A 15,627-nucleotide genomic window follows, 5' to 3' on the forward strand; every position below is an offset into this window, starting at 1 on the left:
GACAATGAAACTTGCCAGAAACAGCGTACGCAGCTGATGCAACTTCAACCTGCTGTTTCTTAGGGCAGACGGTATCGAGGTCGTGCGGCAGCATCCAACCGGTTTGATCTGAATGTCGAATCAGGAGGCCGGCACACCTCGAACGCGGGTGCTGCTCATGCCACCCCTCGGGCCACGTCCTCGAGAAGAAACCTCATCTGATCCCACAGGATGAGCCCGGCTTGGTTCCTACTGGGGTGAATGCCTGCAAGGAGCAGCGAAAAGCCCGGCTGGAAATTCCAGCCGGAGCTCAAGGTCATCGAAGCGCAGGCGCTTCGGTTCCGATTAAGGAAGCGGCGCGCTGGCCGCTCTCCCGTCAGGCAGCGCGAAGGTTGCCGGCGGACGACTTGCCCCGCTGATCCTGCTGGATCTCGTACTCGAGCTTGTCACCCTCACGTGGCTCCTGCAGGCCGGCGCGCTGCACGTCGGAGACATGGAGGAAGACATCCTTGGAGCCGTCCTCGGGCTGGATAAAGCCGAAGCCCTTGGTCGCGTTGAACCACTTAACGGTGCCGATAGGCATGACTTGGTCCGATCACAAACGGAAACCACCGAAACAACACGCCTCGGTGGATCATCTTCACTTTGAAACGGAAACCAACCGATACCCATGTGAACGGGTAGAAGAAGCCGACCGAAACAACGGAACTGACCGTTCAGAGATAGAAGTTGCCGTCCTGATTTGCAAGTGAAGGAGGCGCACAGCATAGCTGGCCTGCTCTTGCCGACGACTGGCAAGTGCGGCGTGGTGGCTCTGCGTCTTGTTCCTGCGGCAGTCACAAGCTGGACCGACCAGCTCCAAACTTCGATCCGCGCGTGACAAGACACGATCGAGGCGGGAGGGGTACAGCCGCCCCGTGGTCCTTGCCCCAGTTCGGCGTTCGCTAGGACGAGACGCGGGCCGTCCAAGTCCGGCTTTGCGAGCGTGTTGGAACTCGTCGCGGCAGGGATCAGGACGGGTGAGGAGGAGCGTTTCACGCCAGGGCTCTGGCCGCCTTCCTGCTCCAACTCTCTTGGGCAACTAGGAGGCGCTGCAGCAGGTTCCCCTCCGCAAACTTCGGCCAATCCAGGCTTGCAGCGATCGCCGCCCAGCGGATCCCGCATCGGGGTAGTGGCTGTGCCCGCCTCCGGCCCCGAACGGCCCCCGGCCCTTGGTCAGGATGGCATCCGAGGGCCGGCGCGCAGGATCGGCTCGGTGGTCTCCACCACCGCGTCCAGCCTGTGCTCGCCGTTGTCGAGCAGGAGCACGCCGCGCCACGCCATCAGCCAGAGAAGACGAAGGCGCGGTCGGTGAAGTTCCGCACGTCGACGCCCAGGGTGCGCGCGATGATCCGGGGCGGGGTGGCCGGGTCTGCCCGCCAAGGCCTGCTGACCAGATCCCGTCGGGGGAGGGGCGCCTCCTCGGCGAGACGCTGCGGCCCCACCTTTCGGCAACATCAGCTTTCTGGCCGGCGTCTTTGCATCTGCTCCCAGATCCGAGCGTCACGGCCATAAAAGTCCGGGCGGAACTGGGGCCTTTCCTCGGTGTCCAAGAATGCGGTCTGATAGGCGATGAAAACCGGCATAGGCCTGGGCAACGCCCGTCGCGTTGTGACGCCCGCGGCGATGACCTCATCGATCACCTCGCCGGGCTGCTGCATCAGAAGTGCCGCGAGCTCACGAGGATTCTCGACGCGAATGCATCCATGGCTCAGGCGGCGGCTATCGCGATTGAAGACATTCCGGGCCGGAGTGTCGTGCAGGTAGACGTCGAAGCGATTGGGCATGTCGAGCATGATGTAGCCGAGCCCTGCATTCGGCCCAGGGCGCTGCTCGATCTCGCCATTCTCCAGCAGGACCATGTTGTTTCTCGTCAGGTAGTCTGGGTCACGGCGGATTCTTGGCAGCAATTCGAGTGCGACGATGTCTCTCGGCACGACCCACGGCGGATTGAAAAAGCTCCCTTCGATCATGGCGCTGAACTCTGGACTTTGATCGCGCTCCGCCTCCGTGCCCACGACGACACGCGTGGAAAAGATCGGCTGGTCGGCGCGGTACAGCGTCAGGCGCTGGTCGGCCACGTTGACCCAAACGCGATCGGGCGGGAGGGGGCGCGGCAGCCAGCGCTGGCGTTCGAGGTTGACCTCGAGGATGCGCAGACGGTTCCCGCTTGCCCGATCGCCGGCTGCTGCAAGGGGCCGCTGCCTCTGCAGGAGTTGCCGCAGGGCGGCGTAGGTCGGCGTCACGGGCGCCAGCGCCTGGATCACCTCCGCGGGCTCGGGGCTCCCCATCGCCGTACCGAGTGCGGCTGTCACGTCGACCGGCTCTGGCGTCAAAGCCTCGCTGGGGCGTCGGCGCTCGAAGGGAACGACGCCGTGCGCCAGCGCGTGCGCATAGGAGAGAAACGCGTTCGAGAGCAAGAGATCATGGTCCAGCGTCGGCAAGGACGATCTGCGCCGCAGAGCCGTGGCCTGAAACAGCTCGGGGTCGAAGCCGTGCTCGCCGGCACGCAGCACGGCGTCGGTCAGCGCGTCCGCCTGCGCCTCGCGGGTCGTCCACACGGGCGCGAAGCCATGCCGTGCGTAGAAGCGCCGCAGCAAGTCGGTGTTCAGCCGCTCGCCCGCGATGACCAATTCCGGCTCGCCATCCCGGAGCCGTGCGAGTTCGCCATCGGCCTCCCGCACCACCATGCCAGTCGATCTCGGCGGCGGGCTGGTGCTGCAGGCGGCAAGAGCGCACGCCGCAGCGAGAGCGAACGGACCGCCCGTGACAGCAGCGCGTCTCGACACCTCAACATGAGCTGGGCGGAAGGGTGAACGGCCACCCTCCCGGGAAAGGAGCCGTGATACGGGACTGAATGCCATTCCGAGACCTTTGCCAACCCGCGCAACTATGTACGCACATAGTAGTTACCGAGCTTGCACTTAGTTGCTATTCGAACCAAGGTTGATCGTTGTTCATTCCAAGGAGGTTCGCATGCTTGGTATTTCCGATGGGGTGGTTCGTCTCGCGCCGGTAGCTGCCGTTCTGCTATCTGCCGCAGCCCTTGCCGCTTGCACCCGGGAACCGCCGCCGCCCGCCTATGTGGCACCCGCGCCGGCCTATGTGGCTCCGGCTCCGGCTCCGGCGCCCGTCGTCGTTCCTCGTGCGCGAGGGTAGATTCGCGTAGCGTCGTAGCGCGCTTGCTGCTCCCAGATTTGCGGGACTGGCAGGCGCGCTCGGCGTGTATGGTCTGAGGCGGCACGAGGGAGGGTTCCTCCGGTGCCCCGGTAGCGCGGCACTGGCAAGCGAGTTCTGGCCGGGCTGAGGGGACGTCGCGTCCTCGTCAGGAATGCAGTCTGTCTGGTCAGTTCAGCCAGATTGCGACAAGCCGAAGCGCTGCTGCTCGAGCTGCCGTGTGCAGCCCGGCGTGTCGTTCCCGGCGCTCCCCGAGCGATGTGTGCAACCCGGTCGCATACCGCTGGAAGTCCAGCGTCGAAGCGCCATGCCCGAGACCGAGCTCCGTTGAAGGAAGACCTGCCAGCCTGGGCGACTCACATACCCCTCGTGGGCAACTTGGCCGACGCGATTCGATGGACCGAATCGGGCGCCGGATCAGATCCTCGCACCTTTCCGCTTCGGACTTCTCGGCGTGCTCTACAGACTCCAACCAGCCGAAGGATCGTTCTGCCCGGCGAAGTGGAGCCGATCCAGACGGCCCGGAGCATTGCCTTGAGACCCCACCCCTGTCTCGGATAGGCTCACCGTGCGGATCGGCCATGTGCCGGCCGTGTGAAGCGGCTGCCCTGGGGCGGCGAGGGCTCCTGACCGCGAGCGTCGGTGTTCTGGCGGCCACAGGACTTGGATCCCAGGCGGACGCCCAACCTGTGCCCCGGGCCGCGAATGGTCCGGCGGCGGCTTTCGTACGGCTCGCCGCAGGAATTGCTCGCTATGCCGGGAACGCGACCCATGAACGGGACTTCTCTGCGGGACGAGCCCTCCGCGCCACGGGGCAGGCCCCCTATGCCGCGGTGCTCGGCTGCGCCGATCCCCGTGTGGCACCCGAACTCCTCTTCGATGAAGAACCGGGCAACCTCTGTGTCGTGCACGTTGCCCACAACTTTGTCACGACGGACGGGCTCGCCAGCCTCGAATTCGGCGCAGGGGTGCTTGGTGTCAAGCAATCCTCGTCCTGGGACATACGAGCTGCCGCGCGGTGAACGCGACGGTGCGCACGCTTCAGGAAGGCAACAATCTGCCCGGCAGCATCGCCGGCCTCGTCACCGCGATGAAGCCCGGATCGAGCCGGCATTGCGTGAGGCCGGCGGCAACCAGACCCGCCGCGCGCTGGAGGCCAATGTCCGGCACAAGGTAGAGGCGCTGCGCACACGCTCGCCGATTCTCACTCCACTGATTCAACGCGGTGAATTGGAGGCGCGGGGCGGGATCTACGATCTGGCAACCGGCCGGGTCGCGATGCTCTGATCGCGGGTGTCGTGTATCGCGACCTCTCGCGTGCACCGCCCCGGTGACTTGGCGATCCCAATGCGGGTGGCTTCGGTGCCGATTGGAGAAGGCGTTGACGCGCTGATGAGCCACCAGCAGCAGTCGCGTGCCGCTCTCTCACACTGGTATTCGGCACGGGCGCCGGAGGTCTCGATGAGCCGCCGCCACCGTCGAGCCCCGACTGCGATCATCCAGACGGGGGGGGAGGCCCAGCAATATTCTCCGCGTCGTCCGTCACTGGGCGGAGACTGAGCTAATGCTCTCCTGCACCGCGACCTGTGGACCGCCTGGAAAGTCACTGCATCTCTGGCACCGGACCTTCCGTCCAGACGGTCCGTGCGTTCCACCAGCGAACGTCGCATCGACTCGGCGCGTCAAGCTCGGAGGCCGTTCCGGGGCAGGCATGCGGACCGCGTCGAGCGTCACGGGTTCGGCGGTCTCATCAAGCATCAAGCCGTCCGCGTTCACCACAATCATACGGTCTATGCGAAGGCTCCTGCCCGCATTATAGGTCTAGCGAGAATCAACCACAGTGATGCTCACAGTGGGGACTTCCGCTGTCACCGAGCAGGAGCTCGGACCGTTGTCTGACAAGAGCTTCCATTGCTGCTCACGGTGAACTGGCGCGGGCCAGGATGACGTACGCTCGATCTGGCCTGAGGCGTTCGGACAGCGTCCCTGTTCACCCGCGAACAGTTATGAAGCGGTGTAACCGTCGTTGCTGTCCGAGCGGAGCCCCCGGCCGGGCAAGCGAGGGGAGCCGGCACCGCCATAAACAATCATTGAGATCCAGCCGCGACGTCGAGTGCTCACCCGAGGCCTGATCAGCCTGCCGACGAACAGCAAAGCTGATCGAACTGAGCCGTCGTTGCAGGCTGTTGGTAAACTTGACAGGCAGCCAGATAGCCACATGTCGCTCTACTCCAAAGAATTGAAATAGACCGAAAAACGGATGCGGCACGCACATTGCTGATGCGCGATGGTCTGGGCGAAAAGTGGAATGAACATGACCTCAGAACAGTGCCGTGTAGCTCGGGAACTGCTCCAGTGGTCCGAGCAGGAACTTGCCATGGCGGCCTTGTGCACGCAGGCAACAATCCGGAATGTTGAAAGAGGAGCGCACCGGCCTCATCGTTCTACCCTGATCGGTTTGCGGGCTGCATTGGAGGCCGCCGGGATCGAATTCATCTCCGATGACAACGGCGGAACCGGGGTGCGACTCAGGAAGACTGTGCAGTAGACATGCCGGCCCGGCTGCCACTCCGCCAGGGTGTGTCGCCGTAATGATATTGCGGGTGGGCCATGAAGCCGCCCTTGAGTGGCGCACCGATTGAGACGCGCAAACGCAGACGCCACCGTCGCCTACGGGCGCGCAAGTCTATCGCGTCAGGTACACCAACACGGCGGAGTATGTGCCAAACAGCACCGTCGTTTCCACGGCCCAGCGAGCGACAGCATACATGTTTTGATGGCCCTTCCGCTTAGCTTCAATCTGAATGGGTCGCGACCGTTATGACACCGGCTGGCTATGCCAGCAGGAGGACAAGGAGTGCTGAGGCAATCGGCAGCGCCCCTCCGATCGATCGGGCCATGAGCGTTCTGTCTGCCATCCCTGCCGCACGCAGTCCGTCTTCGTGCATTTCGTTGCGCGTTGATAGCGCTGGGAATCTATGGTCACGATAGGCATAACCACTCGGTGGTTCCTGCCAGCACAGCCCATGAGCAAACATGGTCCTTCTGACCGGGGCCGAAGTGTTGCACATCCAGCCAAGCTGCCGGACGGACAATTATCTCCTGCCTTGAATAGCCACGGGAGGCCCGCTATCCCACTGCGGCAGCTCCCATACATGGTGGTGACCGCGAAGATCCAAGCAGACGGATGCAGCACCAGCACATCCCGTCCGCTCTTGGAATCCGGGCATCGCGCTGTGCACCGTAAGCTAGGGCTAGCCGAGCGTGCGGCCGAAGATGGGTGCGGCTCCGGCGGGCGGCTGATACAGTCCGGGTATGTGCTCCATCCACCCCGTCCCGCCGTGCCGAACGGTTCTGATCTGGGCCGTATTACCCAACCGGATCGGTGCGCTGGGCGTCGCCGTTTGTGGAGAGGCAGAGACCTGATGCAGTCCGAGACATCAGCCGCCGTCGACGCTTCCCCTCAAGCGGCCCGGCTGGCGGTTCGCGACGATGTCGGCCACTCAGGCGTGGCGCTGGGGACACCCCACACATGAGCCGCAAGCGCCGCGGGCGCCGGCCCTGCAAGAGCGCCGATCATTCCTCCACGAACCTTGAAGCGGAGGTCGCGCGCTTGTCCGGGGAGTTGACGGAGGCGCGCACGAGATTGAAGCACATCGAGCAGCACGGGATCGCCGTTGCGACCGCGCAGAGGCTCGCCGCCCTTGAGGAGGGCCAGATGGTCGCTCGTGGTCAAGCGCTGGAAGCGATCCGGGCACGAAGCCAAGCAGAAGCCGAATTCCGTGCCTTGCAGAAGGCGATCCATGATGCTCCGGGCGTTGCGGGCTGGCTCCTGCGGCGGGCGGTCCGCCATCTCAAGATCACCCCATGATCTCTCAGTGGCGCCGAGAAGAGCGTGAGTTGCTCAGGCGGAGCCAGGACCCAAGTAGAACCTGATATATTGCGCGAAGGGCTTTTCGGGCGTTAGCTCCTCCTGCCAATCGGCGGCCGCTTGGCCGTCTTGCCGACGGACAGCCTGCTGCCATATCCAACGCGGAGCTTCTTCGACGGAGAGCTGAGGCTCGCGAGGCCGGGTCGGTTAGACTTCCGTCAAGGGCTCCGACCTGATCAAGCGCGTCTTCGACCCTGCACGCCACTCGCCCCACTTCGACTGCCTCCTGTTGGGCCGCAACCTCGACTAGGTCGCCGAACTCGGCACCCATCAACGGATTGCTCCGGGCCGGCGGACGATATTGAAGCTCGGGACAAGACCAGTGCTGCGGCGAGAACCGCCACCTGCTGCCGATGCGACGAATTCGTAATTCTCGATCATCTCGGTGCTTCGTTCGTTGCGCTCTCGGGAGCGAGGCAGCCGCGGATCTGATGAGAACCGCCGGTCCAGCCTCACTCTCCAGGCGCTCTTGCCCGCCTTCCGCGAAACCAGTTGCGCCGGAATCGGAGCCTTCGGAGAAGCCCGCCCTTCGCCAATGGCTCGAAGATGCCGCCTGGACCTTCTGGATCGAGGATCTCGTTATCGGCCAGCCATGTCTCAACGGCGCTGAGATCTGGGCGATCATATGGACGGAGCGACTTCCCGCTTCCCCGTAACGCCTCAATGGCTCCGATCAGGGAACCCGTGTCAGCCAGGCTACGGGCAACATCATCCATGCGGCATCCGAGATGCTCCGCGATAAGGCTATTGCGGACCGCGGCGATGGCCTCGGCCGCGTGCTCATTCCCGTCGGCACGCGCGTCGACGACCAAGTCGCACTCGGTGTCCAGGCGCATCGAGCGATTGTTCATGTTGGAGGAGCCGATCCGCAGCACGCGGTCATCAACCACCAGGACCTTGGCATGGACATAGATGGGCGCTCCACCCGCCGTATAGGGATGGTAGATGCGGAACCGCGCCCGCATGTCGAGGCGCCTCAAGGCCTCATGCAGCCGCGCACGGGCGGTATCCATGGCGACGGGTTCCAGCCACCCTTGCGCGGCGACCGGGTTGATGAGGACGATCTCCGGCCCGTCAGGCTCGGTCAGGCGGCCGGCGATGGCTTCGGCAATGCGACGGGACGCGAAGTACTGGCTCTCCGCATAGATGTGTCGTCGCGCAGATCCGATGAGGTCGAGATACAACTGCTCGATCTCATGCACCGCCCCGCAGTCGGCATATTCCGGGCTGGTCCGAGCGATCGCGAGCGATACGCCCTGAATGCTCGGCTGCAGATCCTCGGGCCAACACACGGTTCGCTGGCGGACCGGGGGTAGGAGCGCTCCGCCGGCCGCTTGCCATCGCCTTCGCGCGAGTTCCCCGAGTTTGGACGCAACGGGGCCATCCAAGGCCGTCGTGGCATCGTGCCAAGGCGGATGCGGTTGCCGCCCGGGATTGCGGCGTCCGGGATCGTCATCACGATGCTCCCGGGTGTCCCAGCGGCCCGAAGTGATATCGATGCCTCCGCAGAAGGCGAGGCTGTCATCGATCACCACGATCTTCTGGTGATGGGACGCGGTGGGTGGATGAGCCCCATCCAGCTTCAGTGTGATGCGAGGATGCCGCATCCACCGCAGGACAGTGATCCAGGTCGAGCCACGGAAGATGCTCTTCAAGGCGCCGAGGTCCCAGCGGAGGACGAACACCTCCAGGTCCGGTCGCCTGCGCACCAGCCACAGGATGAAGTCGCCGAGCCGGGTCGGCGCGTCCGGCGACTCCTCGTCCGGCACCAGGGCAACGCGGGCGTCGAAATCCCAGCCGATCAGCATGATCCGCCGCTCGGCAGCGAGCATGGCGCGATGGGCAGCCCGAAAGTACTCGTCCGCATCGATGATGACCGCGAGGCGGTCAGCCCTCGTGATGGTCCAGCAGTTCCGGCCGGGTTGGAGGAGTGCGGCTGGACTGGCATCGGTGGCGTCCGTCATGCTCTGCTCGTTCCCACCAGGCACTTCGCCACAATCCTCGTCAGCACAGTCCGCCCCCGAACGTATGGACTCCCGGCGTGTTGCCAGCCGGGCAAACGGCGGAAGGGGCACGACCGACTGCAACGAGGCTGCCGTCGGGCCGTTCCGCCGCAAGTCAACGGGCCGATGCAAGCATGTTTGATGGGATTGTCACGATCGTGCGGGAGACCGGCTATTTCGGCATCCTCCTGCTCATGCTGGCCGAGAACGTTTTCCCGCCGATCCCGTCCGAGCTGATTATGCCGATGGCGGGCTTCAGCGCGGCGCGGGGTGACCTTCAGATCGTGCTCGTGATCCTGGCAGGCACGGCAGGCTCCGTCCTGGGGGCGCTGTTCTGGTACGGAATCGGGCGTTGGGTGGGCCACGAGCGGCTGAAACGGTGGTCGGGTCGGCATGGGCGGTGGCTAACGATATCGCCGGAGGATGTCGACCGGGCATCGGACTGGTTTGGACGGCACGGTGCCAAGGCCGTGCTCATCGGTCGGATCATCCCGGCGGTGAGAACCCTGATCTCGGTCCCCGCCGGATTGACCAGGATGCCACTCGTGCCGTTCCTCCTCTTTTCGGTGCTCGGTACGACCGTGTGGACGGCCCTGCTCGCCGGAGCCGGCTACCTGCTCCAAGAGCAGTATGAGGTCGTCAGCCGGTATGTGAATCCCGTGTCGAACCTGATCGTGATCGGGATTGGGGTATACTACCTATACCGCGTCATGACGTTCCGGCGCGCGCCCACGTAGGGCGCCGCCATCCGGCCACGGTCTCATCCACGGTGCAGCGAGGCCCGGATCTACGCCGTGGCGATTCGACCACCGCGGAACCCTGGCCTGCGCCATGGCGTTAGAGCATCACCCGCCGCTGCGGAGAGGGCGGTCTCGGATGGCCGGAAGTCCTAACCACATCGAACTCCTGGCCCGCTTCGGCTATGCGGCGCGCGGTGTCGTGAGTCTGCTGGTAGGAATTCTGGCGCTGCTCGCCGCCTTCGGCAGGGGTGGCGCTGCGACTGGATCGAGGGGCGCGCTTCAGTCGCTTCTCTCTCAGCCCTGGGGCGCAGTTCTGCTCGCGCTCATGGCGATTGGGCTGTTCGGGTTTGCGCTGTGGCGGATCCTCCAGGCGCTCATGGACGCCGATCAGCTCGGCCGCTCCTGGCGCGCTATGGCGACCCGTGCGGGGCAGCTGATCTCGGCAGCCATCTACGTGGGGCTCGGAGTCTTCGCCGTATCCATCATCCTCGACTCATCTCCGTCCGGCGGAGAGGATCAGGCGGCCAGAGACTGGACCCGGTGGCTCCTTCGCCAGCCCTTGGGGCGATGGATGGTGGCCGCGGTAGGCCTCGCTATACTCGGGGCCGCCATCGGCATGGCTGTGAACGCATGGTCCGCCTCCTTCAAACGCCACCTGGCGTGCGGGCCGGACACGGCATCCTGGGTCATCCCGCTCGGCCGAGCCGGCTACGCGGCGCGAGCACTGGCCTTCGCGATGATGGGAGCGTTTCTCCTGGTCGCCGCTTACCGTTTTGATCCCCGGCAAGCCCGGGGCCTCGGGGGAGCCCTGCTGGCGCTGCAGGAACAACCTTTCGGGCGATCCCTCTTCGCGCTCGTCGCTCTGGGCCTTGCGGCGTTCGGGATTTTCCAGTTCGTGGAAGCACGGTATCGCAGGATCGCAGCACCGACGGAACGACAAGCTGTCAGAGCAATCACCTCGTGAAGAATTCGATGAACCGTACCTTCCCCAAAGCGGACCTTCCATGCTGGCGCCCACCGATCAAGGGAGCAATCAGGACAAGGTGAAACGCACGGACATCATCTTGCCCGTCGGTGGTGGCTCGGCGGCCGCACGCAGCGGAGCGCCGGCCTGGAACAGCTGATCACCTTGCTATGTCCGATTCCGGAATGAGATCGCGGTCAACCTCTTGACGTGCTTCGCCGCTTGGGTGCAGCGCTCATCATGCGGTTCTGCCGTCAGCAGGGCGCCTTGTCGGAAGCGTGTGCATGATCGCGGCTCGCACAGGCCGCGGTGGGCCACAAAGCAACGCAGTACCGCCCCGTTTGCGAAGCGTGGCGGAATCTGGTGCAGTCCGGCAACAACGAAGGAGGACACCCGGTGAGCGACAAGGGACGGGAGTTCGTGGAACGCTGGGTCGCAGACAACGTCGTGGCCGATGCGCAACGCGAGGTTGAGGAGAGGGACCCGGAGGGTGACGACCTGACCGAGCAGTGCCTCGCGGCGGCGGCGGAGCAGGACATCACCCGCGACGACATCGAGGATGAAGTCGGCTATCTCCCGCGCTACATGGTCCATGCCTTACGAGACAAGGCGGAAGCCGAGAGGCAACGACTGCGTGGGCGGGAGGACTGACTGCTCCCGTCGCGCCTGACCGCCAGATCAAGGTCGCAAATGAAGCCGTCCCACAAGCGGCCGCATTGGCGGTCATCGCCGAGAAGGGGGAATCCCGAACTCCTGGATCACTGACGTCGAGGGAAATCGGCCTCGGGATTTGCTGCAGTACGATCAGAGATAACGCGGTAGAACCCACCGTATTCGATGGTCTGAGAGGAGGGGGCCTTGTTCCCTTCCCCCCCCCGAGTCATGCAGATCGGTCCGCCCCGCGCCGGCGCATCCATTCCGCCAGGACCAGCAGCGCCGTCACCAGCACCAACACCACCGTCGAGACAGCGGCCAGCGTCGGGTTGAGCTGCAGGATCATGTCGTCCCACATCTGCTTCGGCAGGGTCACCGTGATCCCGCCGCTGACAAAGAGTGCGACGGTCAGATCATCGAAAGAGGTAATGAAGGCAAACAGAAAGGCCGCGACGAGCCCACCTTTCAGGAGAGGCACCGTCACCTCCATCAGCACGCGGGGGCGGGACGCGCCGAGTGTCGCGGCCGCCTGGTCCAGCCGCCAGTCATAGCCCTTCAGAACGGCGGCTACGGTGATGAAGACGAAGGGCAGCGCCAGCACCGTATGGCCGATGATCATCCCGGCCTCCGTCGCCACCAGCCCGAGCTGCGCGAAAAGGTAGAAGAGGCCGAGCGCCACGACGATCCGCGGCACGATCATCGGCGCCAGAAACAGCCCGAACAGCACCGATCCCCAGCGGCTGCCACCGCGCGCCAGCGCCAGCGCCGCGAAGCTACCGAGCAGCGTGGCGAGGAGGGCCGTGCCGAGCGCCACGGCGAAGGACCGCACCGTCGCCCCGAGCCAGAGCGGGGATTCGAAATAGGTGTCGAACCAGCGCAGGCTGAAGCCGGGCGGCGGGAAGGACAGGAAGGTCGAGTCCGTGAAGCCCATCGGCACGACGATCAGCGTTGGCACCAACAGGAAGAGGAGGATCAGCGCGGCGTAGGCCGGCAGCAACCAGCCGAGCGCCCGCCGGCCAACCAGCCGCGCGGCCGCGCCCGCGATCTCCGTGTGCACGGATGCAAGGGTGGACAGCACCACGAGGCCGGCGCGCCGAAGCACACCGGCACCGCCTCCCGCCGCACCCGAAGACTGCCCGGCCACGGTGGAAAGGCCGAAGATCCGATCATAGACGCAGCAGGTAACGAGGGCGGCCAGGAGCATCATCGTCGCCAGCGCCCCGGCGAAACTCCAGTTCATCATCTCCTGCACCTGGCTGATGACGAGCTGCGCCAGCATCGTCTCCCGCGGCCCTCCGAGCAGGGCGGGCGTGATGAAGAAGCCGAGCGAGGTGATGAAGACGAGCAGCCCGGCCGCCGCGACGCCCGGCAGGGCGAGGTGGAAATGGACACGCCAGAAGATCTGTCCCGCCGGGGCGCCGAGCGTCGCCGCCGCGCGGGTGAGCTGCCGGTCCACCGCGATCATCACGGGCAGCATCGTCAGCACGGCCAGGGGCAGCATGGCGTGGATCATGCCGATCCGCACCCCGGCGCGGCCGTGCAGCACGTCGATCGGCGTCGGCGTCAGCCCCGACCAGACCAGGGCGCGGTTCATCACGCCGGACTGGTCCAGCGTGATCATCCAGGCAAAGGTCTTCACGAGGTAGCTGGTCCAGAAGGGGATCAGCACCAGCATCACCAGCCAGCCCCGCCGCGCCTCCGGCTGGCGCGCCAGCCAGTGCGCCAGCGGATAGCCGAAGAGCAGCGCCCCGAGCGTCGTCTCCGCCGCGATGCCGAAGGTGATGCCGAGGACGCGAACATAGACTTCGGCCGTCAGGGCGCGCTCGAAATGCTCCAGCGTCAGGGCGCCGGTGGACTCGATCTGCACGCTGAGCACGAGAAGCTTCAGCACGGGATAGAGGAAGAAGACCGTGAGGAAGGCAACGGCCGGCGCGGCGTAGAGGGCGGGGCCGAGCCGGCGCGTCACAGCGGCACCAGCACGGCCTGCGCGGGATCCCAGCCGGCGGTCACCGGCTCTCCGATCGCCGGTGGGCGGGCGCCAACCGGCAGGCGCAGCACCGCCTCCGTACCGGAGGGCAGGGAGAAGAGCAGCCGCGTCTCGGCCCCGGCATACACCGTCTCGGCCACCGCACCCGACATCGCATTCTCGCCGGCGCCGAGTACCAGTCGCTCCGGGCGGATGACCAGGGCCGCCTCAGCCCCTTCGGCGACATCCGCCCCCGGCGGCGGGCGGAAGCGGCCGTCCGGCGTCTCTAGCAGGCCGCCACGGATGCGGCCGCGCAGGATGGTCGACAGGCCGATGAAGTCGGCCGCGAAGGCGCTGCGCGGACGCTCATAGATCTCGGCGGGGGTGCCGACCTGCTCGATCCGCGCGTGGTTCATCAGGCAGATGCGATCGGAGAGGGCGAGCGCCTCCTCCTGGTCGTGCGTGACATACATGATCGTGGCGCCGGTCTCGCGGTGCAGGCGCTTGATCTCGATCTGCATGTGCTCGCGCAGCTTCTTGTCCAGCGCGCCGAGCGGCTCGTCCATCAGGATGACGGAGGGCTGGTAGACAAAGCAGCGGGCCAGCGCCACGCGCTGCTGCTGCCCGCCCGAGAGCTCACGCGGGAAGCGCCCCGTCAGATGGCCGAGCTGCACCATGTCCAGCGCCTGGGCAATGCGGCGGGCGATCTCCTGAGACGGGCGCTTCCGCATACGCAGGGGGAAGCCGACATTCTCCCCGACCGTCAGGTGGGGAAAGAGCGCATAGTTCTGGAAGACCAAGCCGATGTCGCGCTGATGGACCGGCGTGCCCGTCTGGTCCTGGCCATCCACGAAGAGCCGCCCGGAATCCGGCTCGGTCAGCCCGCAGATGATCTGCAGCAGCGTCGTCTTGCCGGAGCCGGAGGGGCCGAGAAGGGTGATCAGCTCCCCCGCCCGCACCGCCAGCCGCACCGGCTCCAGCGCCACGACGGGGCCGTACCGCTTGGAGACGCCGTCGGCGAGCAGCTTCGTCCCGGCGGCGTCACTCACGGCCCCGTCCGGCACTCAGCGCAGGACCCAGGCGTTGAAGCGCTCGGTCGCGGTCGCGCGGTTGGCGCTCCACCAATCCTCGTTGGCCAGGCGCATGACCTTCAGGTTGTCGGGCGCGGTCGGCAGCACGGCGGCGCGCGCCGGGGAGATGTGGTCATAGGCCTTCAGGTTCGTCGGGCCATAGGCGAGCGCGTCCGTATAGGCAGCCTGTCGCTGCGCGTCCGCGCAGAAGCGGATGAACTGGCGTGCGAGGTCGGCGCGGGGCGAACCGCGCGGGATGCCCCAGCCCTCGATGGAATACAGCCCGCCGTTCCACACGATCTTCACGGGCAGCCCGGCGTCGAGCACCGGCTGGGCGCGGCCGTTCCAGGTCGGGATCATCGCGACCTCCCCCGCCTGGAGCATCTGCGTCGCCTGCGCGCCGCCCGTCCACCAGGCCGCGACATGAGGCTTGATCTTGTCGAGGCTGCGGAAGGCGCGGTCGAGGTCGAGTGGGTAGAGCGAGGCCTGCTCCACGCCATCCGCCATCAGCGCCTGCTCCAGCGTATCGATGGGATCGCGGCGCAGCGCGCGGCGTCCGGCGAAGCGCTGGACGTTCCAGAAGTCCGCCCAGGATTCCGGTGCCGGGCCCTGGATGCGGTCTGTCCGCACCGCCAGGATCGTCGCGTAGACGTCGGTGCCCAGCCAGTGCGTCGTCAGCGCCTCGGGCATCACGTCGGGCACGTCGGACTGCGGCAGGTTGATCGGTTCCAGCAGGTTCTGCCGCATCAGGATGTCGCGGGCCGACAGCGTCAGGATGCAGCAATCCCAGGTATAGGCCCGCGTATCCACCATGGCGCGGAACTGCGCGGTCGGCTCCGCGGGACGCGCGACGTTCACCACACGCACCCCGGCCTGCTGCTCGAAGGGGCGATAGAAAGCCTTCCCGTACGCCTCGCCGAAGGGGCCGCCCGGGTCGGCCACGGTCAGCGTTCGAGACTGCGATCGCGCCTCGCCGGCGATGATCGCCGGCGCGGCAAGCGCACCCGCCACGAGAAAACCACGGCGGCCGAAGCCGCGCCCTGCGATATCACGCACCTTGTCTCTCCTCGTTCCTGCACGCGGCCCGTCGGGCCGAAGGACGTT

At 65.8% G+C, this 15,627-nt stretch carries 12 protein-coding genes; 6 read left to right on the top strand and 6 right to left on the bottom strand.

Features of this window, described 5'->3' with window-relative positions; translation table 11 throughout:
* Positions 1–355 precede the first annotated feature (355 nt).
* Both ACP6CK_RS22840 and ACP6CK_RS22845 read right to left on the bottom strand, forming a co-directional pair.
* Complete coding sequence (locus ACP6CK_RS22840) at positions 356–562, bottom strand: cold-shock protein (RefSeq protein ID WP_426955619.1); 207 nt, start codon at positions 560–562, stop codon at positions 356–358.
* A gap of 913 nt (positions 563–1,475) precedes the next feature.
* Positions 1,476–2,708 (bottom strand): L,D-transpeptidase family protein, encoded by a 1,233-nt coding sequence (locus ACP6CK_RS22845; protein ID WP_426955620.1) that lies wholly within the window; start codon positions 2,706–2,708, stop codon positions 1,476–1,478.
* A gap of 1,068 nt (positions 2,709–3,776) precedes the next feature.
* On the opposite strand from ACP6CK_RS22845, the gene ACP6CK_RS22850 reads away from it, so the two are divergent.
* From ACP6CK_RS22850 to ACP6CK_RS22860, 3 genes are all read left to right on the top strand, one after another.
* Entirely contained in the window at positions 3,777–4,217 is a 441-nt protein-coding gene (locus ACP6CK_RS22850) for a carbonic anhydrase (protein WP_426955621.1), read from the top strand.
* A gap of 91 nt (positions 4,218–4,308) precedes the next feature.
* Complete coding sequence (locus tag ACP6CK_RS22855; RefSeq protein ID WP_426955622.1) at positions 4,309–4,482, top strand: hypothetical protein; 174 nt, start codon at positions 4,309–4,311, stop codon at positions 4,480–4,482.
* Positions 4,483–6,727: 2,245 nt separating this feature from the next.
* Entirely contained in the window at positions 6,728–7,066 is a 339-nt protein-coding gene (locus ACP6CK_RS22860) for a hypothetical protein (RefSeq protein WP_426955623.1), read from the top strand.
* 512 nt (positions 7,067–7,578) lie between these two features.
* Here the strand turns inward: ACP6CK_RS22860 and ACP6CK_RS22865 are convergent.
* Positions 7,579–9,090, bottom strand: a complete 1,512-nt coding sequence (locus ACP6CK_RS22865; protein ID WP_426955624.1) for a phospholipase D-like domain-containing protein — start codon at positions 9,088–9,090, stop codon at positions 7,579–7,581.
* Between the two features lie 173 nt (positions 9,091–9,263).
* Between ACP6CK_RS22865 and ACP6CK_RS22870 the strand changes: the two genes are divergently transcribed.
* From ACP6CK_RS22870 to ACP6CK_RS22880, 3 genes are all read left to right on the top strand, one after another.
* Positions 9,264–9,866 (top strand): DedA family protein, encoded by a 603-nt coding sequence (locus ACP6CK_RS22870; protein WP_426955625.1) that lies wholly within the window; start codon positions 9,264–9,266, stop codon positions 9,864–9,866.
* Positions 9,867–10,005: 139 nt separating this feature from the next.
* Positions 10,006–10,833, top strand: a complete 828-nt coding sequence (locus ACP6CK_RS22875) for a DUF1206 domain-containing protein (protein WP_426955626.1) — start codon at positions 10,006–10,008, stop codon at positions 10,831–10,833.
* 396 nt (positions 10,834–11,229) lie between these two features.
* Positions 11,230–11,484, top strand: coding sequence for a hypothetical protein (locus tag ACP6CK_RS22880; protein ID WP_426955627.1), 255 nt, complete (start codon positions 11,230–11,232; stop codon positions 11,482–11,484).
* 229 nt (positions 11,485–11,713) lie between these two features.
* Here the strand turns inward: ACP6CK_RS22880 and ACP6CK_RS22885 are convergent, their stop codons facing one another.
* From ACP6CK_RS22885 to ACP6CK_RS22895, 3 genes are read right to left on the bottom strand one after another with little or no spacing between them, the layout of a single operon-like run.
* Entirely contained in the window at positions 11,714–13,453 is a 1,740-nt protein-coding gene (locus ACP6CK_RS22885; protein ID WP_426955628.1) for an ABC transporter permease subunit, read from the bottom strand.
* Entirely contained in the window at positions 13,450–14,502 is a 1,053-nt protein-coding gene (locus ACP6CK_RS22890) for an ABC transporter ATP-binding protein (RefSeq protein WP_426955629.1), read from the bottom strand. Before ACP6CK_RS22890 ends, ACP6CK_RS22885 begins: the two co-directional genes overlap by 4 nt.
* A 15-nt stretch (positions 14,503–14,517) precedes the next feature.
* The gene (locus ACP6CK_RS22895; RefSeq protein WP_426955630.1) at positions 14,518–15,579 is read right to left on the bottom strand and encodes an ABC transporter substrate-binding protein; all 1,062 of its coding nucleotides are present in this window, start codon (positions 15,577–15,579) and stop codon (positions 14,518–14,520) included.
* Positions 15,580–15,627 lie beyond the last annotated feature (48 nt).

The sequence above is a fragment of the Muricoccus radiodurans genome (assembly GCF_050154705.1).
GTDB classification, from domain to species: Bacteria; Pseudomonadota; Alphaproteobacteria; order Acetobacterales; family Acetobacteraceae; genus Roseomonas; species Roseomonas radiodurans.

Excerpts from the sequence above, each read along its gene's own strand:
- ACP6CK_RS22870 (WP_426955625.1), top strand. The coding sequence starts at position 9,264 with ATGTTTGATGGGATTGTCACGATCGTGCGGGAGACCGGCTATTTCGGC.
- ACP6CK_RS22865 (WP_426955624.1), bottom strand. The coding sequence starts at position 9,090 with ATGACGGACGCCACCGATGCCAGTCCAGCCGCACTCCTCCAACCCGGC.
- ACP6CK_RS22860 (WP_426955623.1), top strand. The coding sequence starts at position 6,728 with ATGAGCCGCAAGCGCCGCGGGCGCCGGCCCTGCAAGAGCGCCGATCAT.
- ACP6CK_RS22840 (WP_426955619.1), bottom strand. The coding sequence starts at position 562 with ATGCCTATCGGCACCGTTAAGTGGTTCAACGCGACCAAGGGCTTCGGC.
- ACP6CK_RS22850 (WP_426955621.1), top strand. The coding sequence starts at position 3,777 with ATGTGCCGGCCGTGTGAAGCGGCTGCCCTGGGGCGGCGAGGGCTCCTG.
- ACP6CK_RS22845 (WP_426955620.1), bottom strand. The coding sequence starts at position 2,708 with ATGGTGGTGCGGGAGGCCGATGGCGAACTCGCACGGCTCCGGGATGGC.
- ACP6CK_RS22875 (WP_426955626.1), top strand. The coding sequence starts at position 10,006 with ATGGCCGGAAGTCCTAACCACATCGAACTCCTGGCCCGCTTCGGCTAT.